Annotated in this window: 22 protein-coding genes and 1 pseudogene; 8 read left to right on the top strand and 15 right to left on the bottom strand. The window is 60.1% G+C overall.

Going from position 1 to position 22,827, the window contains the following annotated elements; genetic code table 11:
* Window positions 1-5: 5 nt before the first annotated feature.
* Complete coding sequence (locus ACVWYU_RS13560; protein WP_090324224.1) at window positions 6-410, top strand: hypothetical protein; 405 nt, start codon at window positions 6-8, stop codon at window positions 408-410.
* A 173-nt stretch (window positions 411-583) separates the two neighbouring features.
* On the opposite strand, the gene ACVWYU_RS13555 is transcribed toward ACVWYU_RS13560, so the two are convergent.
* Window positions 584-1,792 (bottom strand): MFS transporter, encoded by a 1,209-nt coding sequence (locus ACVWYU_RS13555; protein ID WP_457372892.1) that lies wholly within the window; start codon window positions 1,790-1,792, stop codon window positions 584-586.
* 144 nt (window positions 1,793-1,936) lie between these two features.
* Between ACVWYU_RS13555 and ACVWYU_RS13550 the strand changes: the two genes are divergently transcribed.
* Both ACVWYU_RS13550 and phnN read left to right on the top strand, forming a co-directional pair.
* The gene (locus ACVWYU_RS13550) at window positions 1,937-2,863 is read left to right on the top strand and encodes a LysR family transcriptional regulator (protein WP_457372891.1); all 927 of its coding nucleotides are present in this window, start codon (window positions 1,937-1,939) and stop codon (window positions 2,861-2,863) included.
* Window positions 2,864-3,033: 170 nt separating this feature from the next.
* Window positions 3,034-3,597: a phosphonate metabolism protein/1,5-bisphosphokinase (PRPP-forming) PhnN gene (gene phnN, locus ACVWYU_RS13545; protein ID WP_457372890.1), complete on the top strand. Its 564-nt coding sequence runs from the start codon at window positions 3,034-3,036 to the stop codon at window positions 3,595-3,597.
* A gap of 59 nt (window positions 3,598-3,656) precedes the next feature.
* On the opposite strand, the pseudogene ACVWYU_RS13540 reads toward phnN, so the two are convergent.
* The 3 genes and pseudogenes from ACVWYU_RS13540 to ACVWYU_RS13530 form a co-directional block, all read right to left on the bottom strand.
* Window positions 3,657-4,232: pseudogene (locus tag ACVWYU_RS13540) on the bottom strand (PIN domain-containing protein).
* Window positions 4,229-4,696 (bottom strand): helix-turn-helix domain-containing protein, encoded by a 468-nt coding sequence (locus tag ACVWYU_RS13535; RefSeq protein ID WP_390960018.1) that lies wholly within the window; start codon window positions 4,694-4,696, stop codon window positions 4,229-4,231. Before ACVWYU_RS13535 ends, ACVWYU_RS13540 begins: the two are co-directional and overlap by 4 nt.
* Window positions 4,697-4,991: 295 nt before the next feature.
* Complete coding sequence (locus ACVWYU_RS13530; protein WP_457372889.1) at window positions 4,992-6,197, bottom strand: MFS transporter; 1,206 nt, start codon at window positions 6,195-6,197, stop codon at window positions 4,992-4,994.
* A 241-nt stretch (window positions 6,198-6,438) separates the two neighbouring features.
* Between ACVWYU_RS13530 and ACVWYU_RS13525 the strand changes: the two genes are divergently transcribed.
* Window positions 6,439-7,068 (top strand): hypothetical protein, encoded by a 630-nt coding sequence (locus ACVWYU_RS13525; RefSeq protein ID WP_174552484.1) that lies wholly within the window; start codon window positions 6,439-6,441, stop codon window positions 7,066-7,068.
* A 98-nt stretch (window positions 7,069-7,166) separates the two neighbouring features.
* Window positions 7,167-7,610: a hypothetical protein gene (locus ACVWYU_RS13520; protein ID WP_090324218.1), complete on the top strand. Its 444-nt coding sequence runs from the start codon at window positions 7,167-7,169 to the stop codon at window positions 7,608-7,610.
* A gap of 130 nt (window positions 7,611-7,740) precedes the next feature.
* Here the strand turns inward: ACVWYU_RS13520 and ACVWYU_RS13515 are convergent, their stop codons facing one another.
* From ACVWYU_RS13515 to gcl, 8 genes are all read right to left on the bottom strand, one after another.
* Window positions 7,741-8,739, bottom strand: a complete 999-nt coding sequence (locus ACVWYU_RS13515) for a sulfate ABC transporter substrate-binding protein (protein WP_247257577.1) — start codon at window positions 8,737-8,739, stop codon at window positions 7,741-7,743.
* Between the two features lie 102 nt (window positions 8,740-8,841).
* Window positions 8,842-9,669: an ion transporter gene (locus tag ACVWYU_RS13510; RefSeq protein WP_090324214.1), complete on the bottom strand. Its 828-nt coding sequence runs from the start codon at window positions 9,667-9,669 to the stop codon at window positions 8,842-8,844.
* A gap of 21 nt (window positions 9,670-9,690) precedes the next feature.
* Window positions 9,691-10,605, bottom strand: coding sequence for an urea transporter (locus ACVWYU_RS13505; RefSeq protein ID WP_247257575.1), 915 nt, complete (start codon window positions 10,603-10,605; stop codon window positions 9,691-9,693).
* Between the two features lie 162 nt (window positions 10,606-10,767).
* Window positions 10,768-12,183 (bottom strand): pyruvate kinase, encoded by a 1,416-nt coding sequence (pyk, locus tag ACVWYU_RS13500; RefSeq protein WP_090324211.1) that lies wholly within the window; start codon window positions 12,181-12,183, stop codon window positions 10,768-10,770.
* Entirely contained in the window at window positions 12,180-13,454 is a 1,275-nt protein-coding gene (locus ACVWYU_RS13495) for a glycerate kinase type-2 family protein (RefSeq protein WP_247257573.1), read from the bottom strand. The genes pyk and ACVWYU_RS13495 overlap by 4 nt, the downstream gene beginning before the upstream one ends.
* 165 nt (window positions 13,455-13,619) lie before the next feature.
* Window positions 13,620-14,510, bottom strand: coding sequence for a 2-hydroxy-3-oxopropionate reductase (locus tag ACVWYU_RS13490; RefSeq protein WP_248914772.1), 891 nt, complete (start codon window positions 14,508-14,510; stop codon window positions 13,620-13,622).
* A gap of 150 nt (window positions 14,511-14,660) precedes the next feature.
* The gene (gene hyi / locus ACVWYU_RS13485; protein WP_090324205.1) at window positions 14,661-15,443 is read right to left on the bottom strand and encodes a hydroxypyruvate isomerase; all 783 of its coding nucleotides are present in this window, start codon (window positions 15,441-15,443) and stop codon (window positions 14,661-14,663) included.
* Between the two features lie 96 nt (window positions 15,444-15,539).
* The gene (gcl, locus tag ACVWYU_RS13480) at window positions 15,540-17,315 is read right to left on the bottom strand and encodes a glyoxylate carboligase (protein WP_047531913.1); all 1,776 of its coding nucleotides are present in this window, start codon (window positions 17,313-17,315) and stop codon (window positions 15,540-15,542) included.
* Window positions 17,316-17,583: 268 nt separating this feature from the next.
* Between gcl and ACVWYU_RS13475 the strand changes: the two genes are divergently transcribed.
* On the top strand, window positions 17,584-18,024 hold the full coding sequence (locus tag ACVWYU_RS13475; RefSeq protein WP_247257571.1) for a GlcG/HbpS family heme-binding protein: 441 nt from the start codon (window positions 17,584-17,586) through the stop codon (window positions 18,022-18,024).
* A gap of 210 nt (window positions 18,025-18,234) precedes the next feature.
* Window positions 18,235-18,693, top strand: a complete 459-nt coding sequence (locus ACVWYU_RS13470; protein WP_247257570.1) for an REP-associated tyrosine transposase — start codon at window positions 18,235-18,237, stop codon at window positions 18,691-18,693.
* Between the two features lie 128 nt (window positions 18,694-18,821).
* On the opposite strand, the gene ACVWYU_RS13465 is transcribed toward ACVWYU_RS13470, so the two are convergent.
* Window positions 18,822-19,427: a TetR/AcrR family transcriptional regulator gene (locus ACVWYU_RS13465; protein ID WP_090324198.1), complete on the bottom strand. Its 606-nt coding sequence runs from the start codon at window positions 19,425-19,427 to the stop codon at window positions 18,822-18,824.
* A 134-nt stretch (window positions 19,428-19,561) separates the two neighbouring features.
* On the opposite strand from ACVWYU_RS13465, the gene ACVWYU_RS13460 reads away from it, so the two are divergent.
* The gene (locus tag ACVWYU_RS13460) at window positions 19,562-20,476 is read left to right on the top strand and encodes a DUF808 domain-containing protein (RefSeq protein WP_457372888.1); all 915 of its coding nucleotides are present in this window, start codon (window positions 19,562-19,564) and stop codon (window positions 20,474-20,476) included.
* 95 nt (window positions 20,477-20,571) lie between these two features.
* Here ACVWYU_RS13460 and ACVWYU_RS13455 read toward each other — a convergent pair whose 3' ends face one another.
* Both ACVWYU_RS13455 and ACVWYU_RS13450 read right to left on the bottom strand, forming a co-directional pair.
* Window positions 20,572-21,360 (bottom strand): MlaA family lipoprotein, encoded by a 789-nt coding sequence (locus tag ACVWYU_RS13455; RefSeq protein WP_247257568.1) that lies wholly within the window; start codon window positions 21,358-21,360, stop codon window positions 20,572-20,574.
* Window positions 21,353-22,651, bottom strand: a complete 1,299-nt coding sequence (locus tag ACVWYU_RS13450) for a serine/threonine protein kinase (protein WP_090324193.1) — start codon at window positions 22,649-22,651, stop codon at window positions 21,353-21,355. Before ACVWYU_RS13450 ends, ACVWYU_RS13455 begins: the two co-directional genes overlap by 8 nt.
* Window positions 22,652-22,827 lie beyond the last annotated feature (176 nt).

Here is a 22,827-nt window from a genome sequence, read left to right as displayed (position 1 = left end):
CCACCATGACCGCCATCGCTCGTATCACCTTGCTCAGCGTTGTTTTGGGGCTGAGCGCTTGTGCGGTCCAACGGCCACCCGAGCATCAGACGCCGCCACCGATCCCGTCACAGCCTGGCACCAAGCCGACGCCCTCGACCGCGCCGGGCAAACCGACCACACCGGGCAAGCCCGCCAAGCCGCTGCCGCGCACCTCGGCCAGCTTCGCGCCGCCGCCGGGTGGCAACAGCCATTGGGACCCGAAACTGGGGGTCTATGTGCTCGACGATCAACCGAATACGTTTTACCGTCAGCGCACCTACTACCGCTGGGATAATGGCTGGAGCCGTTCGATCAGTCCGAACGGGCCGTGGGAAGAGACGGATATCCATGGTGTGCCGGGTGGTTTGGGGCGGCAATTCGGGCAGTAATGCAAAGGCGACCTTCGGGGTCGCCTTTTTTGTGGGGGCTTGAATGGCTTGTCGGCGCTGGCTTGTCGGGGCGCCGCATCACAGCGATGGCGGTGTGTCAGGAGGCACTTGGTTGATTGGCCAGGTGTCGTCGCAAGCAAGCTTCACTTCTGCAACACCGGCACCTGTCTCGATCAAGCCTTCGCCTGGCGTGGTGCACCCCTCCAATGGATTGCCAGGGCGATGAGTCCGAGCACGACACCAAAGACGACGATGCCTGACCAGCCGTAGCGTGCCATCAGCCAGCCACTGACCGCCGCACCCACCGCACCGCCGAAAAAGGTGGCAGTCATGTACAGGCTGTTGATGCGACCCTGTGCTTTGGGGTCTACGGCGAATGCGCGGGTCTGGTTGGACACCAGGCCGGACTGCACACCGATATCGAGCACAATCACCCCGAGTACGAGCAATGCCAGCGAGGTCTGCGCGCCGGCCAGCAGCAGGTAGGCCAGGGTGACGATACCGATGCTGGCGCCAATCACACTGCGCGAGCCCAAGCGATCAGTAGCACGGCCACCCAGCGATGCAGCGAGTGCACCGGCCGCGCCGATGATGCCGAAGCCTCCCGCCCAGGCACTGCCCAGCTGCCAGGGACCCTTGGCCAGCAAGGTCGCCAGGTTGACCCAGAAGGCGTTGAAGCAGGCCCACAACAGTGCCTGGACGATCATCGATTGCCGAATCGCCGAGTTATCGCGCATCAGTGGCCAGAGTGAGGCGAGCAGGCGCGGATAGGAAAGATGGGTACTCGGCACACCTTGCGGAAGCAGTGTGGCCGCCGCGATCCAGACCGGGATCATGAACGCGGCTTCCACGCCATAGACCGCGCGCCAGCCCCAGGTCTCACCGACCACGCCACTGATGGTGCGACCGAGCAGGATGCCGACCATGATGCCACTGACCACCGTGCCGACGTTACGCCCGCGCTCGCTCGGCTTTGACATCACGGCGGCGAATGGCACCAGTTGCTGGGGCACGCAGCTGACGATGCCGAGGCCGAAAGACGCCGCGATCAGCGTGCCGACGCCGGGCGAAATGGCTGCCGCGATCGCGAAGCAGAACGCCAATGCGATTTGACCCAGCACCAGTTTGCGCCGGTCAAAACGGTCGCCCATGGGCAGCAAGAGGGCCAGCCCGGTGGCGAACCCCAACAGGGCTGCGCCGGCTACCAGATCGACTGTCGTCACGTCGAGCCCGAGGTCCGATGCAATCAAGGGCAGGATCGGCTGGGTGCAGTAAATGTTGGTGATCACCGCACCGGCGATGATCGCCATCATGATGATTTTGCCGCGGGACGCCAGGGTCGGCGCTGTCGTACTTTCGGATGATAAGGGCAGGGCGCTCACGGCACTCTCCTTCCAGGTCGGTTTTCCGGCATATGCGACGGGATATCGCGCGCGGGAGTTGAATGACCAACCTTACGGGTTCGCATAAATATGGATAATCCCCTAGGATCGGGAATCATCCTTCCATAATTTGATAGGGGCACGATGAATCGCCTTGAATCCATGTCTGTACTGATCGCCGTGGTCGATTCGGGCAGTTTGTCGGGTGCCGCGCGGCAGCTTGGCATGCCACTGGCTACGGTCAGCCGCAAGGTGGCGGAGCTGGAATCACACCTGCAGACGCGTCTGCTTCACCGAACCACCCGGCAACTCTCGTTGACCGAAGCCGGCGCTTCGTACGTGGCGGCCTGTCGGCGTATTCTTGAGGACATCGCCGAGGTCGAGCGCGCCGCGAGCGGGGAATACGCCTCGCCCAAAGGTGAACTGGTGGTCACCGCTCCGGTGGTTTTCGGACGCTTGCATCTGGTGCCGGTGATTGCGGAATTTCTCGCGCATTATCCGGAGATCGAGATCAATCTGATGCTCACCGACCGTGTCGTGCATCTGATGGAAGAGCACTGCGACGTCGCGGTGCGCATTGGCGACTTGCCCGACAGCTCGCTGATGGCCACACAAGTGGGTGCCGTGCGCCGGGTTGTTTGTGCAAGCCCGGATTACCTCGCGACCCATGGCATACCCTTCAAGCCTGCTGATCTGGCCGGGCACGCCTGCATTACCTTCGAAGTCCTGGCGTCCGTAGGGGCCTGGGTGTTCGGGACGGGCAAATCAGAGATGTCCGTGCGCGTTCATTCACGGCTGGCCGTCAATACGGCGGAAGCAGCCATCGACGCGGCGATGCTCGGGGTGGGCGTGATACGGGTGTTGTCCTATCAGGTTGCCGATGCCTTGCGCAAAGATGGCCTGCGTGTGGTGCTCGAGCCTTTCGAATCGTTGCCGCTGCCTGTCAGCCTCGTGCATAAGGGGCAGGCGCCACTACCCCTGAAGTTGCGGGCATTCCTCGACTTTGTGACCCCGCGCTTGCGTGCTCGCACGGCGGGCCAGGCAGCTCCAGGAGAACGCGTTTCTCTGTAGGCGCGATGGCGGTCAACGATGACGCGTGCTGGCTGATTGACCGCATTATTCACCCCGAACAGCGTGCGCGGCGGATCGCACTCGGGTAACGTGGCCGCCGCTGACCTAGTGGCTCAAGGGCTGTCGGTGGTCCAACAACAAGTCTGGCGACAAGCGAAGAGGGTGTTTTGATGGCGGGCAGGTTGATCTATCTCATCGGACCTTCCGGTTCGGGCAAGGACAGCCTGCTGGATGCCGCACGGTTACGACTGGCCGAACACGGCTGCCGTATCGTGCGGCGGGTCATCACTCGCTCGGCGGAAGCGGTGGGCGAGGCGGCGCTGGGCGTCAGCCTGGAACAATTTGCCGAGATGGAGGCGCAGGGCGCCTTTGCCCTGAGCTGGCACGCCAACGGTCTGGCCTATGGTATTCCGCGGGAAATCGACGACTGGCTGGCAGCGGGGGACGACGTGCTGGTAAACGGCTCTCGTGGGCATCTGCAGGACACTCGAGAGCGCTATCCCGACGTAGTCGTACTGTTGCTGACCGTGGATCAAGCCGTGTTGCGTCAGCGCCTGCTGGCGCGGGGGCGTGAATCGGTGATCGAGATCGATCAGCGGCTGGCGCGCAATGCCCGCTTCAATGAGCGCTTGCTGGCCGATAGCGGACCCGCCGTGCATCTGCTCGACAACTCCGGGCCGCTGGAGTACACGGTGGAGCGCTTGCTGGTCTGCATCGATAAACCGGACGCATGAGACTGATGTTGCTGGCGCTTGTAGGGTAATCGTCAGATCCGTGGATTTGAGCATCGCTGTTAAATCATCGCTCTGAAATCGTTGAGTGCCTTGACGGATTGAACCAAGCCTTGGCGCAACAAGAGGTCGAGATAATTGCCCACGTCCATCGGCGGTGCTTTCAACTGATGGCGTTGTCGTTGGGCAGCAGAGACCACTGCCGCGGGATCCAGGTCAAACAGATTGTCGACGAACTCGTCAGGGTGCTGAGCCTCTATACCGAATGGAGCGAGTGCCGCAACGGGAAAGTCTTTCTGATTGAAGGTGACAATGACGCAGGCACTACAGCGAATCGCGGCGGCCAATACATGTCGATCATCCATGTCGGGCAACGACAGTCCTTCAATCAGCTCTTCGTAGCCTGTGATGCAGGCGTCAGGAATGGCCTCATCCATCAACCCGGATGTGCGGTCCAGTTGTTCGACGGTCAGATCCGGGCGGTTTTTCTACAGGTTGCGTTTCCATTCGTTGTGTATCTCCCGGGACCAGCGTGCTCTGAAGCAACCGGAAAGTGCGAGCCACATCAGAAAGTCTCTCAAGGGCGCGGGATAAAGCACACAAGCGTCATATACAACGGTAAAAGAAGAGTGCCTCACTCGTATCCTGTCCTTAAAGCCTGTGCCTGCTCGGCGAGGAGCATCATTGCTTGTTCGCTGGCTACTTCACGCCGGTTTTTATAGTCCATCAAATCGACAAATCGCACCCGTCGGTGCTTGCCGGTTTTGTGGTAAGACAATTCGCCGGATTCGAGCAGTTTGATCAGGTGCGGACGTGAGACGTTGAGCAGGTCTGCTGCTTCTTGCGTGGTCAATTCGGCGTGAATCGGCACCACTTTGACGGCGTTGCCCGCAGCGAGTTCTGCCAGGATATCGACGAGCAGCCTTAGCGCGGAGGTGGGTAGTTCGACGCTGTGAGCTTCGTTCTGGTCATCGAAAATCTGGATGCGCTGGGTTTCGAGTTGAGTGGCGAGATAGGCGGCCAAGGCACGCTGGCCCTTGATGGCGGCTTGTACTTCACGCTCGAGAGGCAAGGTAATGGTCGGATCAATGACTGTCGACATGACGGTTTCCAATATTCTGATAAATCGATGTCGGCAGGCTATTCGAATTATTCGAAAACCTCAATAAACGAAATAATCGAAATTTAAAAGCGTTTTTCTCAGCAACCCCAGGACATGCTCCACAAGCGCCCTAGCCTTGGCGCTGGCCATTCTGCCGGGGGGTACGCTGTCCACAGGTCTTGATTGGGCAGCGTCCAGTTCTTCATGACTCGCCTGACCCGCCATTGGTCAACTCCGGCGCAATCATCCATTCGGTCGCGCTGGCCCATCCCTGATGGGCCAGCCTGCCTGCCATTTATGCGGTAACCAGGGACGGTTGTCTTGAAGCCGTCAAAAACCGCAGCAACGCCAGCAGCGGAAACGCACTGCCAACCACCACGATCCACAACCAGCCACCCTGTTCGTACACCAGGCTGGCTATCGATGATCCGAACGCACCCCCGATGAAGATGCTGGTCATGTATAGGGCGTTGAGTCGACTGCGGCTTTTGGCATCGAGAGCGTAGACCGCGCGTTGGCCCAGGACCATGTTCATCTGCACGCAGAAGTCGAGTACCACGCCTGTCACCGCCAGACCAATGACGCTGTAGGCCGGATGGATGAAGGCCGGCAAGAAGCTCAGGCTGGCGAACAGCAGGGCCAGCAAGGACGCGACGCGGGTGTGGCCGGCATCGGCCAGGCGACCGGCGATGGGCGCGGCGATGGCGCCGATGGCACCGACCAGCGCGAAGATCGCAATCTGGCTTTGCGACAGGCCATGGTTGCGCGCCAGTTCCAGGGGCACCGCCGTCCAGAACAGGCTGAACGTGGCAAACATGCAGCCCTGGTAGAAGGCGCGTTGACGCAGCACCGGTTGCTGGCGCAACAGCGTCCACAGCGAGCCCAGCAACTGGCCATAAGAAGCGCTGTGATCCGGTTGGCGCTTGGGGATGGTCATGGCGAGCACAACGCTGATGGCGGCCATCAACAGCGCCGCGATGACAAACATCGCTCGCCAGCCGAAGTGGTCCGCAACGACGCTGGAGACCGGCCGCGCCAACAGAATCCCCAGCAGCAAGCCGCCCATGATCCCGCCGACTACACGACCGCGAGATGCCTCCGGCGCCAGGTGCGCGGCCAGTGGAATCAGGATCTGCACGGACACCGAACTGAAGCCCACCAGCAGCGAAATCAGCAAAAACACGTTCGGATGATCGGTGAACGCCGCGCCCAGCAGGCTGGCAATCGCCACTACCGTGGTGATGATCATCAGCCGACGGTTCTCCAGCAAATCACCCAGGGGTACCAGGAAGAACAGGCCCAGCGCATAACCGATCTGGGTCAACGACACGATCAGGCTGGCCATGGTGTTGGTCAGGCCGATGTCCGGGGCGATCAGGCCGATGATGGGTTGCGCGTAGTAAATGTTGGCCACGATGGCGCCACAACAGAACGCGAACAGCAGCACCATGCCTCGGGTCATTGTCGCGGTGCCATGGGGCACTTGAGTTGCCTGGTTCATAACGTGTCTCGCTGAGCAAAAGGGGATGCGCGCAGGCTAATGGCCTGACCGGTACGGCGGAAGAGTGATTGGAGTGATAGCACTCATTCCGTTGCGGAATGAGTGAAGGGTCATGTGCCGTCGGCCCGTGAACCTTGCGTCGAAACTTTGAGGGCTGATGATACATTCACTTACATCTTGTTCGATAGCATGCTTATGTTCGCCCTTGCCTCCTTAACGTTCATTAGCGGAAGTCACGTCCATGAATGCGATGTTGCGTTACCTGATTCGCGGCGCCTCTCTGGTTACGTTGGTCGGTTTGTTCTCGGTCAGTTGGGCTCAGGCACAAGAGGCGCCGGGCATGCACATTGGTGTGCGCGGCGAGATCATCGAGGTCAGCGCCGATTGGGTGAAAGTCCATGCCAACAGCGGCGAAAACCTGACCGTCAACCTGAACAAGGACACCAGGATCCGCGCCGTTACCCTGGCAAATATCGAAGACATCAAACCCGGCAGTTACATCGGCTCGGCCGCCATTCCTCAAGAGGATGGCAGCCTGAAGGCGCTGGAAGTCCACGTTTTCCCGCCGGAACTGGCGGGCAGTGGCGACGGGCATCGCCCCTTTGATCTGGCCAAGGGCAGCAGCATGACCAATGGCAGCGTCGGCGACCTGGTGGTCAGCAACGGCCGGATCCTGACCGTGAACTACAAGGGCGGCCAGCAGAAGATTCTGGTGCCGGAGGACGTGCCCATCGTCAACGTGCTGCCGGGGGATCGCAGCTTGCTCAAAGTGGGGACGAAAATCGTCACGTTCGTCACCCAAAGCGCCGATGGCACGCTGACGGCGCAGTCGATTTCGGCCGGCAAGGACGGGGTGACGCCGCCGATGTAAGGCCTACCGACCATCCGAAGAAAAACCCGCTTAGCCCTGACGGCTAGACTCTACAGGGGGATCACTTCAACGCGTCCTTACCAAGCGGGAGCATCACGATGAAAATCGTATCTTCGCTGGCATTGGTGGTAGCGGTCGGGTGCATCTGCGGATGCTCAACAGTGCCTGACCGTCAGGTCACCAATGTTCCCCTCAACGCTACTTCCATCAACGCCGGGCATATCGCCCGGCCCATCATGATGTCCAGTGGTCATGAAACCGTGTTCTGGTTTGCCGTCAGTGGCGAGAGCATGGGCAGCGCTTTACCAGGCCGTCTGATGGCCTACATCTATCCGGGAAGCTGTGCGAGCCTGGGTTCGAAACCGGCCTATGACATGAACGACGGTCCGAACGCGCGGTTCTATTCCCAGGCATCGCACCAGTATTTCTGGAAAAGCGCACCGGTAGCCGTCGAAACACTTCGAGCGGGAGGCTATGCATTGGTGGTGCGGGAAAGTCCGGCCGATGGTCACCAGAGTATTTTCTGCGGCAACTTGAGCTGAAACAGCAGATGAAAAAAACTGTGGGAGCGAGCTTGCCCGCGATGATATCTGCACAATCAACATCGTCGTTGACTGCCATGACCCCATCGCCAGCAAGCTCGCTCCCACAGTCGTCGCAGTGTTCAGGTGATTACTGACCGCTATAGATCTGGTCGAAAACGCCACCATCATTGAAGTGGGTTTTCTGTACGGTGCGCCAGTCGCCAAAGGTTTTCTCTACCGAGAGGAATTCCACTTTCGGGAAGCGATCGGTGTACTTGGCCAGCACGGCCGGGTCACGTGGACGCAGGTAGTTCGCTGCCGCAATTTCCTGGCCTTCCGGCGACCACAGGTACTTCAGGTATTCCTCGGCGGCGGCGCGAGTGCCTTTCTTGTCCACGGTTTTGTCGACCACCGACACCGGCGGCTCGGCTTCGGCGGAGACGCTTGGGTAGATGACTTCAAACTGATCGCGGCCGAATTCGCGGGCGATCATTTCCGCTTCGTTTTCGAAGGTCACCAGCACATCGCCAATCTGATTGGTCATGAAGGTGGTGGTAGCGGCGCGACCACCGGTATCGAGCACCGGCGCTTGCTTGAACAGTTTGCCGACGAAGGCTTTGGCCTTGTTCTCGTCGCCGCCGTTCTTCAGCACATAGCCCCACGCCGACAGGTAGGTGTAGCGGCCGTTACCCGAGGTTTTCGGGTTCGGCACGATGACTTGCACGCCATCCTTGAGCAGGTCCGGCCAATCCTTCAGCGCTTTCGGGTTGCCCTTGCGGACGATGAACACGGTAGCCGAGGTAAACGGCGCGCTGTTATTCGGCAGGCGCGTCACCCAGTTGTCCGGGACCAGTTTGCCGTTGTCTGCCAGGGCGTTGATGTCGGTGGCCATGTTCATGGTGATGACGTCAGCCGGCAGGCCATCGATGACCGATCGCGCCTGTTTGCTGGAGCCGCCGAAGGACATCTGCAGGGTGATGTTTTCGTTGTGTTCGGCTTGCCAGTGTTTCTGGAACGCAGTGTTGTAGTCCTTGTAGAAATCGCGCATCACGTCGTAGGAAACGTTGAGCAGGGTCGGTGCGGCCTGAGCCACACTGGTCAGTGCCAGGCCAGCGGCCAGAAGCGAGGCGCCTAAGAGTTTTTTCACTGCGCAATCCTTGTTCTGAAAGTTTGTTTTTAAAGGTGAGGCAATTTGCCAGCGACTATAGCCGGGCTCGCATAGTCCTTTAAAGATTAAAAAGCACTTTGCTTATTCCAGTTTCTTGAACAATGCATTGCCGCAACGAGAGCAGAACGCGGCGTCGGGTTCATGGCTGTTTTTCCGGCACACCGGGCATTCGTGGTCAAGGTTTTCACCCCGCATGGCGTTGGCCAGTTCAGCGGTGAATATGCCGGTCGGCACGGCGATGATCGAGTAACCGGTGATCATCACCAGCGAGGAAACCACCTGCCCCAGCGGCGTCTTCGGCACGATATCGCCGAAGCCTACGGTGGTCAGGGTCACGATAGCCCAATAGATGCCTTTGGGAATGCTGGTGAAGCCGTGTTCCGGGCCTTCGATCACATACATCAAGGTGCCGAACACGGTCACCAGCGTGCAGACGCTGACCAGGAACACCACGATTTTCTGCTTGCTGCCGCGCAGGGCAGACATCAGGTAGTTGGCCTGTTTCAGGTAAGGGCTGAGCTTGAGCACGCGGAAAATCCGCAGCATCCGAATGATCCGGATGATCAGCAGGTACTGCGCATCGGAATAGTACAGCGCGAGGATGCCGGGCACGATGGCCAGCAAATCCACCAGGCCATAAAAGCTGAAGGCGTAGCGCAGTGGCTTGGGCGAACAGTACAGGCGCAGGCCATATTCAATGGCGAAGATGACCGTGAAACCCCATTCGATATACGCCAGCACATCGGCGTAGTCCTGGTGCACCGCATCGATGCTGTCGAGCATCACGACCACCAGGCTGGCGAGGATGATCAACAGCAAAATGCCGTCGAAACGTCGACCGGCCTTGGTGTCGGTCTGGAAAACCATGACGTAGAGTTGTTCACGCCATTTTTTAGTACTGATGTCCATGGATAACGCCTGACTCGAGAATCAGCGCAGCCTAGGTCGATTCTCCCCGGGAGCGCAAGGCGCAGAGACATCCATGGCGTTGCCGAACACTTGAGCCACCGAACGGACCAGCCAGCAGGCGAGGATGAACGGCGCGGTCAGCGTGGGCAGGCCGATCGTGGCGAACACCGGCGTCAGCAGCAGCGCCAATGCAATGCCGGCCAGTGGCAGCCACGGTTGCTGGCGCTGCGAGCTGAAGGCGAGGGCAGCGAGCACGGCGTTATAGCCACCGAGGCCGAGCAGGGCGGTGTAGAAATCATGGTGCAGCAGGCTCCAGCCCATGCCCGCGACAGACGCCAACAGCGCCCAGCAGAATGCGCGACGGTCAGCAATCAGCAAGCCGGCGGCAATCATCGCACCGGCCAGCGGATGACCAAGGAACATCACCTGACCAAAGCCTTTGAGGGGCGCGGCGAGCATGTTCAGCGTGTCGACTTCGATCAAGTGTGCCTGGGTCGATGGCGTGGCGAAGCACAGCAGCACCCAGCTCAATACCACGAAGGGTGTGGTGTAGGCGGGCAGGCATTGGTTGAACCGGGCGCGCTTGAGCCACTGTTGAGTGAGCATCGCGCTCAGCCCGCCGCAGGCGATGATCACCAGTGGCAGCATGGCCGACCAGGGGAAGTACAGGCTCAGCAACAAACCGAGCAGGACGCCGTTGTAACTGAACAGCCCGGCCTGGCGATCGGCCTTGGCGTAGCCACGACGTTGTGCGGTGAGCAACCCGGCGACGCCGCCGAGCAGCGCGCCGCCGAGCAGGGCGGGGGCGGTAAACAGAATGGCAAGCAGGCACAACAGACCGAACAGCGGGTGACGCTGGAGGAATATCTGGCTGAAGCCGTTGAGCGTGGCCGTTGCCCAATCGGGGCAATGGGTGTTGAAGTGGTTGGCAGGCATGGCAGTTCTGAAAGTCAAAGGGAGCGAGTCGGTCGAGCGCGACCCCGGCTGATCGCCAGCAGGCTGGCTCCCACACTGAATCTCTGTTCAGTATTGATTTCGTGATCGACACAAAAACCATGTGGGAGCCAGCCTGCTGGCGATGAGGCCGGAATGGGCGCTCTAGATCAACGTCTCGATGCGCAAAGAGTTAGTCGATCCCGGCTGCCCAAACGGCACACCTGCCGTGATCAATAATGTGTCGCCGCGCTGGGCCATGCCTTGGGCCTGGGCGATTTCCAGTGCGGTCGAGCAGACTTCATCGACCTGGCGCAGGCGATCGTTGACCACCGAGTGCACGCCCCACGCCACGCTCAGGCGACGGGCGGTTTGCAGGTTCGGCGTCAGGTTGAGGATCGGCACCGTCGGCCGCTCCCGTGCCGCTCGCAGGGTCGACGCGCCGGATTCGCTGTAATTCACCAGTACGGCCACCGGCAGCACATTGCTGATGCGACGGATCGCGCAGCTGATCGCGTCGGAAACGGTCGCTTCGGCTTTCGGCCGGCTGACGTCCAGTTGGGTCTGGTAGTCCGGGCCGTTTTCCACCTGACGGATGATCTTGCTCATCATCTGCACGGCTTCGAGCGGGTATTCGCCGGAGGCGGTTTCCGCCGACAGCATCACCGCATCGGCACCTTCGGCCACGGCGTTGGCGACGTCTGTGACTTCGGCGCGGGTCGGGGCCGGCGAGAAGCGCATCGATTCGAGCATCTGGGTGGCCACCACCACTGGTTTACCCAGTTGGCGGCACGTGCTGATGATGTTTTTCTGGATCTGCGGCACGCTTTCGGCCGGCACCTCCACGCCGAGGTCACCCCGGGCAACCATGATCGCGTCGCTCAATTCGGCGATTTCCCGCAGCTGGGTGACCGCCGAGGGCTTCTCGATCTTGGCCATCAAGAACGCTCTGTCGCCGATCAGGGCGCGGGCTTCGCGGATGTCGTCCGGACGCTGCACGAACGACAGGGCCACCCAGTCCACACCGAGTTCGAGACCGAAGCTCAAATCGCGGCGATCCTTGGCGGTCAACGGGCTCAGATCGAGCACCGCTTGCGGCACGTTCACCCCTTTGCGATCCGATAGTTCGCCACCGTTGAGCACGGTGGTGTCGATGGCGTCGGCGTACTTGGTGACCACCCGCAGGCGCAGCTTGCCGTCGTCCAGTAGCAGGTCCATGCCCGGCTCCAGCGCGGCGATGATTTCCGGATGCGGCAGGTTGACCCGGCGCTCATCGCCCGGCGTGGTGTCGAGGTCCAGGCGCAGGGCCTGACCGCGGACCAGTTGCACCTTGCCCTCGGCGAACTTGCCGACCCGCAGTTTCGGGCCTTGCAGGTCCATCAGGATGCCCAGCGGATAATTCAGCTGACGCTCGACTTCACGGATCCACTGATAGCGCTGGGCGTGGTCGGCGTGATCGCCGTGGCTGAAGTTCAGGCGGAAGATATTGACCCCGGCCTGCACCAGCTCGCGGATGTCGTCGATTCCGTCGGTGGCAGGGCCGAGGGTGGCGAGGATTTTGACCTTTTTATCAGGCGTCATGGTTTTGGGCTCTCGAGAATCAGAATGGCGCGGAAGTCATTGACGTTGGTGCGGGTCGGCTCGGTGACGATCAGTGCGTCCAGCGCCTCGAAGTAGCCGTAACCATTGTTGTTGTCCAGCTCGTCGCTGGCGCTCAAGCCGAGGGCGGCGGCGCGCTCGTAACTGTCCGGGGTCATGATCGCGCCGGCGTTGTCTTCGGAGCCGTCGATGCCATCGGTGTCACCGGCCAGCGCGTAGACACCGGGCAGGCCCTTGAGGCTGTCAGTCAGGCTGAGCAGGAATTCAGCGTTGCGTCCGCCCCGGCCATTGCCGCGCACGGTCACGGTGGTTTCGCCACCCGAGAGGATCACGCACGGCGCCGGCAATGGCTGCCCATGCAGGACCACTTGGCGGGCGATGCCGGCGTGGACTTTAGCCACCTCGCGGGATTCGCCTTCCAGGTCGCCGAGAATCAGCGGGCTGAAGCCGGCCTGGCGGCATTTCACGGCGGCAGCTTCCAGCGATTGCTGCGGGCGGGCGATCAACTGGAAATGACTACGGGCCAGGCTTGGGTCGCCGGGCTTGACCGTCTCCGATTCCGGGCTTTGCAGCCAGGTGCGCACGGACGGCGGTACTTCGATGTCGTAGCGCTTGAGAATCGCCAGCGCCTCGGCCGAAGTGCTGGGGTCGGCCACGGTGGGGCCAGAGGCAATGACCGTGGCGAGGTCGCCCGGTACATCGGAAATCGCATAGGTATAAACAGTGGCGGGCCAGCAGGCCTTGCCCAGACGGCCGCCCTTGATCGCCGAGAGGTGCTTGCGCACGCAGTTCATCTCGCCGATGGTCGCGCCGGATTTGAGCAGGGCTTTGTTGATCGACTGTTTGTCGGCCAGGGTAATGCCGGCGGCGGGCAGGGCGAGCAATGCCGACCCCCCGCCCGAGAGCAGGAAGATCACGCGGTCGGCTTCGGTCAGGTTGCTGACCAGTTCAAATACCCGTTTGGCCACGGCCTGGCCGGCTGCATCCGGTACCGGATGCGCGGCTTCGACCACTTCGATTTTTTCACAGGGCGCGCCATGGCCGTAACGCGTCACGACCAGGCCGGACACTTCACCCTGCCAGCAGCGTTCGACCACCTGGGCCATGGCCGCGGCGGCTTTGCCCGCACCGATGACGATCACCCGACCGCTGCGATCCTTGGGCAAATGGGCTTCGAGGACTTGCTGCGGATGGGCGGCGTCGATGGCTGTGGCGAACAGCTCGCGGAGGAATTGTTGCGGATCGACCGACATGGCGGGCTCCCGGAATTCTTGTTATTGGAGTAGGGCGAAAACAGGTGTTTCGGCTCGGTCCCTGTGGGAGCTGGCTTGCCAGCGATGCAGGCGCCGCAGTCTTACAGGCAGACCGAGGCGATGTCATCGCGGGCAAGCCCGCTCCCACAAGTATTGCGGCGAATGTTACTTATCGCGAATCGAGAAATTCGCCATGTGCTCCAGGCCTTTGATCAGTGCCGAGTGATCCCAGTTGCTGCCACCGATGGCCGCGCAGGTGCTGAACACTTGCTGGGTGTTGGCGGTGTTCGGCAGGTTGATGTTCAGCTCCTTGGCGCCTTGCAGGGCCAGGTTCAGGTCCTTCTGATGCAGGCTGATGCGGAAGCCCGGATCGAAGGTGCCCTTGATCATGCGCTCACCGTGAACTTCCAGGATTTTCGACGAAGCGAAACCGCCCATCAGGGCTTCACGCACCTTGGCTGGATCGGCACCGTTTTTCGAGGCGAACAGCAGGGCTTCGGCCACGGCCTGGATGTTCAGGGCCACGATGATCTGGTTCGCAACTTTCGCGGTCTGACCGTCGCCATTGCCACCGACCAGAGTGATGTTTTTGCCCATGGCCTGGAACAGCGGCAAAGCGCGTTCGAAGGCATCGGCGTCGCCACCGACCATGATGCTCAGGGTCGCAGCCTTGGCGCCGACTTCACCGCCGGACACAGGCGCGTCGAGGTACTGGGCGCCTTTCTCGTTGATCCTGGCAGCGAACGCCTTGGTGGCGGTTGGCGAGATCGAGCTCATGTCGATCACGATTTTGCCTTTGCCAACGCCGGCGGCAATGCCATCGGCGCGGAAAAGCACGTCATCGACCTGCGGGGTATCCGGCACCATGACGATGATGAATTCGGCTTCCTGGGCCACTTCTTTCGGGTTCGCCAGGGCAACGGCGCCAGCGGCGACCAGGTCGGCAGGCGCAGCGTCGTGGTGCGCCGACAGGAACAGGCTGTGACCGGCTTTCTGCAGGTTCAACGCCATTGGGTGGCCCATGATGCCGGTGCCGATAAATCCGATTTTAGCCATGAGAAAATCCTCTTGTTTTTGTCTTGCTCAAGCAAATAGGGAACTGTTTTTTGTGGGAGTGAGCCTGCTCGCGATAGCGGTGTGCCAGGCAACATAGATGTTGAATGTGCCGGCCTCTTCGCGAGCAGGCTCACTCCCACAGGATTTGTGTCAGATCGCGTTATGGGTTTTCAGCCAGCCCAGGCCTGCTTCAGTGGTGGTCAACGGCTTGTATTCGCAGCCGACCCAACCCTGGTAACCGATGCGGTCCAGGTGTTCGAACAGGAAGCGGTAGTTGATTTCACCGGTGCCTGGTTCGTTGCGCCCCGGGTTGTCCGCGAGCTGTACGTGGTTGATCTCGCCCAAGTGCGATTGCAGGGTGCGGGCCAGATCGCCTTCCATGATTTGCATGTGGTAGATGTCGTATTGCAGGAACAGGTTGGCACTGCCGACCTGCTCGCGAATCGACAGGGCTTGCGCCGTGTTGTTCAGGTAGAAGCCCGGGATGTCGCGGGTGTTGATCGCTTCCATCACCAGCTTGATGCCCGCCGCCTGCAGCTTGTCGGCCGCGTACTTGAGATTGGCGACGAAGGTTTTTTCCACGGTGGCGTCGTCGAAGCCTTGTGGACGAATCCCGGCCAGGCAGTTGACCTGGGTGTTACCCAGCACCTGTGCGTAAGCGATGGCCAGATCGACGCCGGCGCGGAATTCTTCGACACGGTCCGGCAGGCAGGCAATGCCGCGTTCGCCCTTGGCCCAGTCACCGGCCGGCAGGTTGAACAGCACTTGGGTCAGACCGTTTGCGTCGAGCCTGGCCTTGATTTCGGCAGAGCTGAAGTCGTACGGGAACAGGTATTCGACACCCGTGAAGCCGGCCTTGGCGGCCGCGTCGAAACGGGCAAGAAAGTCCTGTTCGGTGAACAGCATGGACAGGTTGGCTGCGAAACGCGGCATGGTGGTCTCCTGTAAATTTGTCAGGTCCCTTATGGGAGCGAGTCTGTGGCGAGGGAGCAAGCTCCCTCGCCACACAGGCGCGCTCACACGGAGGAATCAATCAAGCAACGAAATCGCTGTCGGTGCGTCGTTGCCGACCAGCGCCAGGTCTTCGAATTCGTTGACGGCGTTGATCTCGGTGCCCATGGAAATGTTGGTCACGCGCTCCAGGATAATCTCAACGATCACTGGCACCTTGAACTCTTCGATCAGTTCCTGGGCCTTGCGCAGGGCCGGCTGGATCTGAGCCGGTTCGAACACGCGCAGCGCCTTGCAGCCAAGGCCTTCGGCAACCGCGACGTGGTCGACACCGTAGCCGTTGAGTTCCGGTGCGTTGAGGTTATCGAAGGACAACTGCACGCAGTAGTCCATGTCGAAACCGCGCTGCGCCTGACGGATCAACCCCAGGTACGAGTTGTTCACCACAACGTGAATGTACGGCAGCTTGAACTGCGCGCCCACCGCCAGTTCTTCGATCATGAACTGGAAGTCATAGTCGCCCGACAGTGCGACAACCTTGCGGTCCGGGTCAGCCTTGACCACACCCAGCGCCGCCGGAATGGTCCAGCCCAACGGGCCTGCCTGACCGCAGTTGATCCAGTGACGCGGCTTGTAGACGTGCAGGAACTGCGCGCCGGCAATCTGCGACAGACCGATGGTGCTGACGTAGCAAGTATCTTTGCCGAACACCTGGTTCATTTCTTCATACACACGCTGCGGCTTGACCGGCACGTTGTCGAAGTGAGTCTTGCGCTGCAGGCTGGCCTTGCGCTGCTGGCAATCCTGCAACCAGGCGCTGCGGTTTTTCAGCTTGCCGGCGGCTTGCCATTCGCGAGCGACTTCGATGAACACGGTCAGCGCGGCAGCGGCGTCGGAAACGATGCCCAGGTCCGGGGTGAATACGCGGCCGATCTGCGTGCCTTCGATATCGACGTGGATGAACTTGCGGCCTTCGGTGTAGACATCCACCGAACCGGTGTGACGGTTGGCCCAACGGTTACCGATACCCAGTACCACGTCGGATTTCAACATCGTGGCGTTGCCGTAGCGATGCGACGTCTGCAGACCGACCATGCCGACCATCAGCGGGTGATCGTCCGGGATCGTGCCCCAGCCCATCAGGGTCGGGATGACCGGGATGCCGGTCAGTTCAGCGAATTCAACCAGCAGATCGCTGGCGTCGGCGTTGATGATGCCGCCACCGGCCACCAGCAATGGACGCTCGGCCTGATCGAGCAGGGCCAGTGCCTTCTCGACCTGAACTCGGGTAGCCGTCGGCTTGGCCAGCGGCAGTGGCTGGTAAGCGTCGATGTCGAATTCGATTTCGGCCATCTGTACGTCGAATGGCAGGTCGATCAGCACCGGGCCAGGACGGCCGGAACGCATTTCGTAGAACGCTTTCTGGAACGCGTAAGGCACTTGGCCCGGCTCCAGGACCGTGGTTGCCCACTTGGTGACTGGCTTGACGATGCTGGTGATGTCGACAGCCTGGAAGTCTTCCTTGTGCATACGGGCGCGGGGTGCTTGCCCGGTGATGCACAGGATTGGAATCGAGTCGGCCGAGGCGCTGTAGAGCCCGGTGACCATGTCAGTACCGGCAGGGCCGGAGGTGCCGATGCACACGCCGATGTTGCCGGCCTTGGTGCGGGTATAGCCCTCGGCCATGTGCGACGCGCCTTCAACGTGGCGGGCGAGGACGTGATCGATGCCGCCGACCTTTTGCAGGGCGGAGTACAGCGGGTTGATGGCGGCACCGGGGATGCCAAAAGCGGTATCAACCCCTTCACGGCGCATCACCAGAACGGCGGCTTCGATTGCTCTCATTTTGCTCATGGTTTTGTGCCTCTTTACGTTTTGTAATTGTATACAAGTGGCTTTGCGCAGAGTGTATTCACGGCGGACGGCGCAGGTCAATCCATTTTCTCAAGCGGTTGTTTCATTCGTCGGAAGCCAGAATCAGTGTGGCTTTTCGTCGCATGTGGCGCTTTTCGATAATTATTGTATACAAAAAAATAATTCATTGTGTTCTATTTGTTGCATCGGGCTGCGGCACATCGAAGCAGCCCAACGGCTTTCCGAAAAACAAAATGAGGACGGCACCATGAGCGCTTTAACCTTGAAAGTCGCAGTCAACCTGGTCAACGAGGCCATCACCGCGGGGCGTGCAATCAGCGCGGCACCGTTGACCATTGCGGTACTGGATGCCGGTGGGCATCTGATCGCCCTGCAACGCGAAGATGGCGCGAGCCTGCTGCGCCCGCACGTTGCCATCGGCAAAGCCTGGGGCGCCATCGCGCTGGGCAAAGGCTCGCGCCTGCTGGCGCTGGATGCACAACAACGCCCGGCGTTTATCGCTGCGTTGAACAGCCTGGGCCAGGGCAGCGTCGTGCCGGCACCGGGTGGTGTGCTGGTTCGGGATCAGGAGGGGAAAGTGCTGGGCGCAGTAGGGATCAGCGGCGATCTGTCGGATGTCGATGAGCAGTGTGCGATCACGGCGATTGAGGCGTTGGGGTTGAGGGCGGATGCGGGGGTAGTGGCTTGATCTTCAGCGTTTGATCGAAAGTCATCGCTGGCAAGCCAGCTCCCACAGGATCGTGCGTAGAGTCGAAATTCCGCGAACGACACAAAACCTTGTGGGAGCTGGCTTGCCAGCGATGGCGGCCTCCGGATACATCAAGATAAAACGCGGTACCTGCCAATCGCATAACTGCGGTCTAGCCTTCTGATGAACTCATCATCAAGGGGCAATGGATTGCCTGGTCTTCCCGCTTCAAGTCGTCTGCGAGCTGGCCGCTATGCCGAGCCAAATCGAATCTATCTACTGACAACCAACACACTTCATCGTGAACCGATCTTTGCCGACTTTGCTCTGGGCAGATTGGTTGTTCATCAATTTCGCCGAGCACAAAATATTGGGTTGGCGAACTCTCTGGCTTGGGTAGTCATGCCCGACCATTTCCATTGGCTGGTCGAATTGGAAAACTGTTCCCTGCGCAGACTGATGCGTGAGACGAAGTCTCTGATTACTAGAGAGTTGAACTTATACAGTGGCAGGAGCGGGGTGCTTTGGCAGCAAGGGTTTCATGACCGAGCGCTGCGGCGGGATGAAGACTTGGTGAAAATGGCAAGGTATGTGGTGGCTAACCCGTTGCGAGCAGGATTGGTCGAGAAGCTTGGCGACTATCCGCTATGGGATGCCATCTGGGTTTGAGCCAGTACCGAGTTGCCTTCATCGCTGGCAAGCCAGCTCCCACAAGTATTTGTGTCGTTCACAGAGTTTGAATTCAACACAGAATCCCGTCGGAGCAGGCTTGTCGGCGGTGGCAGCACCACGATCTCTCAGTCCGGCTCACAACCCTTGAGCACCAATCGGATGATCGTCTGCGCCGCCGCTTCATAATCTTCTTCATCCAGCTTGGCCTTGCCGGTGATGGCGGTGATTTGCCAGTCGAAGTCGGCGTAGGTCTGGGTCGCGGCCCAGATGCTGAACATCAGGTGGTTGGGGTCGATCGGGGCGATCTGGCCGCGGTCGATCCAGGTCTGGATGCAGTCGATGTTGTGTTTGGCCTGGCTGTTGAGTTGCTCGACCAGGTCGGTGCTCAGGTGCGGGGCGCCGTGCATGATTTCGCTGGCGAACACCTTGGAGGCAAACGGCAGGTCGCGGGAGATGCGGATCTTCGAGCGGATGTAGCCACTCAATACTTCGCTGGGTACACCCTCGGGGTTGAAAGGGGTCGAGGCCTGCAGGATCGGCTCGATGATGCTTTCAAGAACCTCGCGGTAGAGGTTTTCCTTGGATTTGAAGTAGTAGTAGACGTTGGGCTTGGGCAATCCCGCCTTGGCTGCGATGTCGCTGGTTTTGGTCGCAGCGAAGCCTTTGTCGGCAAATTCTTCACTGGCGGCACGCAGGATCAGTTGTTTGTTGCGCTCGCGGATAGTGCTCATAAACCAGGTGGTTCCTTGCCTGTACTGGCGGTTGCGCATGGTAGCACCGGCCTTTGGCGGCGCTCAAGAATGCGCCGTGCGGCGCTCGGCCGCGTTATGCTGCACGCCACCTCTACAAGAAGGAAGCCTGATTCATGGCAGGAAGCAGTTTGCTGGTGCTGATCGACGACATCGCCGCCGTACTCGACGACGTTGCGTTGATGACCAAGATGGCCGCCAAGAAGACCGCCGGCGTGCTCGGTGACGATCTGGCGCTCAATGCCCAGCAGGTCAGCGGTGTGCGTGCCGAGCGGGAAATTCCGGTGGTATGGGCGGTTGCCAAGGGCTCGTTTGTCAACAAGCTGGTCCTGGTGCCATCGGCGTTGGCCATCAGTGCGTTCATCCCGTGGCTGGTCACGCCGTTGTTGATGGTCGGCGGCGCGTACCTGTGCTTTGAAGGCTTCGAGAAACTCGCCCATAAGTTCCTCCACAGCAAGTCCGAAGATCAGGCCGAACATGCCGGACTGGTCGAGGCGGTCGCCGATCCGGCGGTCGATCTGGTGGCATTCGAAAAGGACAAGATCAAGGGTGCCATCCGTACCGACTTCATCCTCTCCGCAGAAATCATTGCCATTACCCTCGGCACCGTGGCCGGTGCACCGCTGACCCAGCAAATCATCGTGCTTTCGGGCATTGCCATCGTCATGACCATTGGCGTCTACGGGCTCGTGGCGGGCATCGTCAAGCTTGATGATCTGGGCTTGTGGCTGACGCAAAAGCCCGGACGGATGGCCCAGCGCATCGGCCGCGGGATTCTGCGCGCGGCGCCGTACATGATGAAGAGTCTATCGGTGATCGGTACGGCGGCGATGTTTCTGGTCGGTGGCGGCATCCTGACCCATGGCGTGCCGGTGCTGCATCACTGGATCGAAGCGATTGGCGCGGGGGCGGGCGGTGCCGGGTTTATCGTGCCGACGTTGCTCAATGCTGCGGCGGGGATTGTGGCGGGGGCGGTGGTGTTGGTGGGGGTGATGGCTGTCAGCAAAGCCTGGAAAAGGGTGAAAACCTGAACCTGTGAGTCGTTCCCACAGTGAATTGTGGTGTGACACGAATATTGAAAGGCCATTCGATGTGAGTCGAATGGCCTTTTTTGTACCCGCTGGAGTTACTCGGCAATCCGCAATTTGCGTGACTCGGTGTACACGTAACGTACCTTCTCGTATTCGAACGGCGAGTTCAGTTGGCCATAGCGGAAGTTGGTCTGGTAGCGCTTGTCGATGCCGCGCAGTACCCAGATTTCCGGATGGTTGGAGCTGACTTCAGAGACGTTCAGGTAGTTGATCGCCGACTCCGCACTGAAGTCCACCACCAGCCCGCCGGTGTCGCGGAAGTTCGATGGTCCGAGGATCGGCAAGACAAAGTAGGGGCCACCCGGCACACCATAAAAACCCAGGGTCTGGCCGAAGTCTTCGTCCTGGCGAGGCAGGCCCATGGCGGTGGCCGGGTCCCAAAGTCCGGCGATGCCGATGGTGGTGTTGAGCAGGAGGCGCCCGGTAATTTCCATTGAACGGTGGCCCTTGAACTGCAACAGGCTGTTCAACAGGTTCGGTACGTCGCCGAGGTTGTTGAAGAAGTTGCTGACCCCCGTGCGCAAGAAGCCTGGCGTGACGTAGCGATAGCCGTTGACCACGGGCAGGAATACCCACTGATCGAACCGGTAATTGAAGTGGTACACCCGGCGGTTCCACTGTTCCAGCGGATCGTAGACGTTCAATGCACTGAGCGTAGAGCGTTCGAATTCACGCTGATCCAGCCCCGGATTGATCTTGAGTTTGCTCAGGGGTTCCTTGAAGCCGTCGCTGTCGACCACAACCGGGGCGTTGGCTTTGCTGTTGTCGGCGTTGGCCGCGCCTGCACAGAGTAACGCAGCGATAAGCAGGAGGTATTTAGCCACGGAAAAACTCCAGCATGGCGTCGCTGTTGACGCGGTAGTTAAGGTTGCCGCAATGGCCGCCCAGCGGATAAAGGGTCAGGCGATCGCCAAAGGTCTTGCGCAGGAAACCGAGGTCGCCAGGGCCGAGGATCACGTCGTCGGCGTTATGCATGACGGCAATTTTCGGGCTGTCGTGCAGATAGTCCTTCAGCGCATACAGGCTTACCTGGTCGATCAGTTGCAGCAAGCTGCCGCCATCGGTGCGGGCGCGCCACATCGGAATCACTTGCTCGGTGATGTAGCAGTCGAAGTCACACTGCAAAGCGCGTTTGAGGAAAGGCGTCAGGCTGGTGCCCTCGGTGATCGGGTACTTCGGTGGAGTAATCAGGCCCCGACGGTTGATCAGGTCGGATGTGAAAGCGATGTCGGCCGCCGAGAAGCGAAATGAGGTGCCGATCAGCATGGCCATCTGTTCATTGGTCAGGTGCTGCTTGGACTGCTGGAGGTCGTAGAGCAGTGCATCGTTGAGATCGATGTAGCCTTTCTGCTGGAAGTAGCGGGTCAGTTTGTTCAGCACCAGTTCATAGAAGGTGGTGGTGTTGTTGATGCCCTTGACCTCGGTCTGCACCAGCTTGTCGAGGTTGGTGATCGAGGTATAGAGGTTGACCGGCGGGTTGAGCAGCAGGACTTTCTTGAAGTTGAAGCTGCGGCGGGTTTCGTCCAGGTGCGCGACGAAGGCGGCGTCCAGGGCGCCCAGGCTATAACCGGTCAGGTAGTACTCGGTAACGGGCACGTTCGGGTTTTGCGCGCGCACGGCCTGCATCACCCGGTACATGTCCTCGGCGTCTTCCTTGGTAATGCCCGGGGTGGCGAAGCGTGAAGCGGCGCTCATGAAGTCGAAGCTGGTGGGCGACGACAGTTGCACCACATGATAGCCGGCCTTGTAGTAGAGCTTTTTCAGGTATTCGTTAATGCTGCTGTCATAGCGCGCGCCAGTGCCGGCGATCAGGAAGATCAATGGAGCGGCTTTATCCTGGGTGGCAATGCGGTAGGTGAGTTTCTTTACCGCCCAGAAGTTGTCCGGCAAGTTGAATGCCCGCTCCGGGCGCAAGGTCATGCTGCGATCCGACTGATGGATGTCATCGTCCAGCGGCAGCTCCGGACGCAAGTTTGGTGGTGTCGTGGCGATGGTCGCCTCGAACGGGTTGGTCAAGGGGTAGCCATAACTGGCGGCGTCGATATCGACCGCCATTGCGGACGCACTTAATATCAGGCCGCCAAACAGGGCAGCGAAGCGCAAGGAACGGAGCATGACTAGATCCCTTAAAAAAGGTGTCGAATGAAGTTCGCAGGCTATGACCATTGAATTTGCGCCAAAGTGCCACGCATCGGCACCAAACAGGCCTAATTTCGAAGTAATAGTAGCTGGACGATACACTTTGCAGCGTTTGAATGGCCAGTTAACTGTTGTTAGCGCTTGCGTAAGGC

This window comes from Pseudomonas sp. TE12234 (assembly GCF_054061835.1).
This window is presented reverse-complemented; position numbering and strand designations above follow the sequence as displayed.

What these genes read in the sequence shown, in the direction of transcription:
- ACVWYU_RS13560 (WP_090324224.1), top strand. Translation starts at nt 6, where the DNA reads ATGACCGCCATCGCTCGTATCACCTTGCTCAGCGTTGTTTTGGGGCTG.
- ACVWYU_RS13550 (WP_457372891.1), top strand. Translation starts at nt 1,937, where the DNA reads ATGAATCGCCTTGAATCCATGTCTGTACTGATCGCCGTGGTCGATTCG.
- phnN (WP_457372890.1), top strand. Translation starts at nt 3,034, where the DNA reads ATGGCGGGCAGGTTGATCTATCTCATCGGACCTTCCGGTTCGGGCAAG.
- ACVWYU_RS13535 (WP_390960018.1), bottom strand. Translation starts at nt 4,696, where the DNA reads ATGTCGACAGTCATTGATCCGACCATTACCTTGCCTCTCGAGCGTGAA.
- ACVWYU_RS13530 (WP_457372889.1), bottom strand. Translation starts at nt 6,197, where the DNA reads ATGAACCAGGCAACTCAAGTGCCCCATGGCACCGCGACAATGACCCGA.
- ACVWYU_RS13525 (WP_174552484.1), top strand. Translation starts at nt 6,439, where the DNA reads ATGAATGCGATGTTGCGTTACCTGATTCGCGGCGCCTCTCTGGTTACG.
- ACVWYU_RS13520 (WP_090324218.1), top strand. Translation starts at nt 7,167, where the DNA reads ATGAAAATCGTATCTTCGCTGGCATTGGTGGTAGCGGTCGGGTGCATC.
- ACVWYU_RS13510 (WP_090324214.1), bottom strand. Translation starts at nt 9,669, where the DNA reads ATGGACATCAGTACTAAAAAATGGCGTGAACAACTCTACGTCATGGTT.
- ACVWYU_RS13505 (WP_247257575.1), bottom strand. Translation starts at nt 10,605, where the DNA reads ATGCCTGCCAACCACTTCAACACCCATTGCCCCGATTGGGCAACGGCC.
- pyk (WP_090324211.1), bottom strand. Translation starts at nt 12,183, where the DNA reads ATGACGCCTGATAAAAAGGTCAAAATCCTCGCCACCCTCGGCCCTGCC.
- ACVWYU_RS13495 (WP_247257573.1), bottom strand. Translation starts at nt 13,454, where the DNA reads ATGTCGGTCGATCCGCAACAATTCCTCCGCGAGCTGTTCGCCACAGCC.
- ACVWYU_RS13490 (WP_248914772.1), bottom strand. Translation starts at nt 14,510, where the DNA reads ATGGCTAAAATCGGATTTATCGGCACCGGCATCATGGGCCACCCAATG.
- hyi (WP_090324205.1), bottom strand. Translation starts at nt 15,443, where the DNA reads ATGCCGCGTTTCGCAGCCAACCTGTCCATGCTGTTCACCGAACAGGAC.
- gcl (WP_047531913.1), bottom strand. Translation starts at nt 17,315, where the DNA reads ATGAGCAAAATGAGAGCAATCGAAGCCGCCGTTCTGGTGATGCGCCGT.
- ACVWYU_RS13475 (WP_247257571.1), top strand. Translation starts at nt 17,584, where the DNA reads ATGAGCGCTTTAACCTTGAAAGTCGCAGTCAACCTGGTCAACGAGGCC.
- ACVWYU_RS13465 (WP_090324198.1), bottom strand. Translation starts at nt 19,427, where the DNA reads ATGAGCACTATCCGCGAGCGCAACAAACAACTGATCCTGCGTGCCGCC.
- ACVWYU_RS13460 (WP_457372888.1), top strand. Translation starts at nt 19,562, where the DNA reads ATGGCAGGAAGCAGTTTGCTGGTGCTGATCGACGACATCGCCGCCGTA.
- ACVWYU_RS13450 (WP_090324193.1), bottom strand. Translation starts at nt 22,651, where the DNA reads ATGCTCCGTTCCTTGCGCTTCGCTGCCCTGTTTGGCGGCCTGATATTA.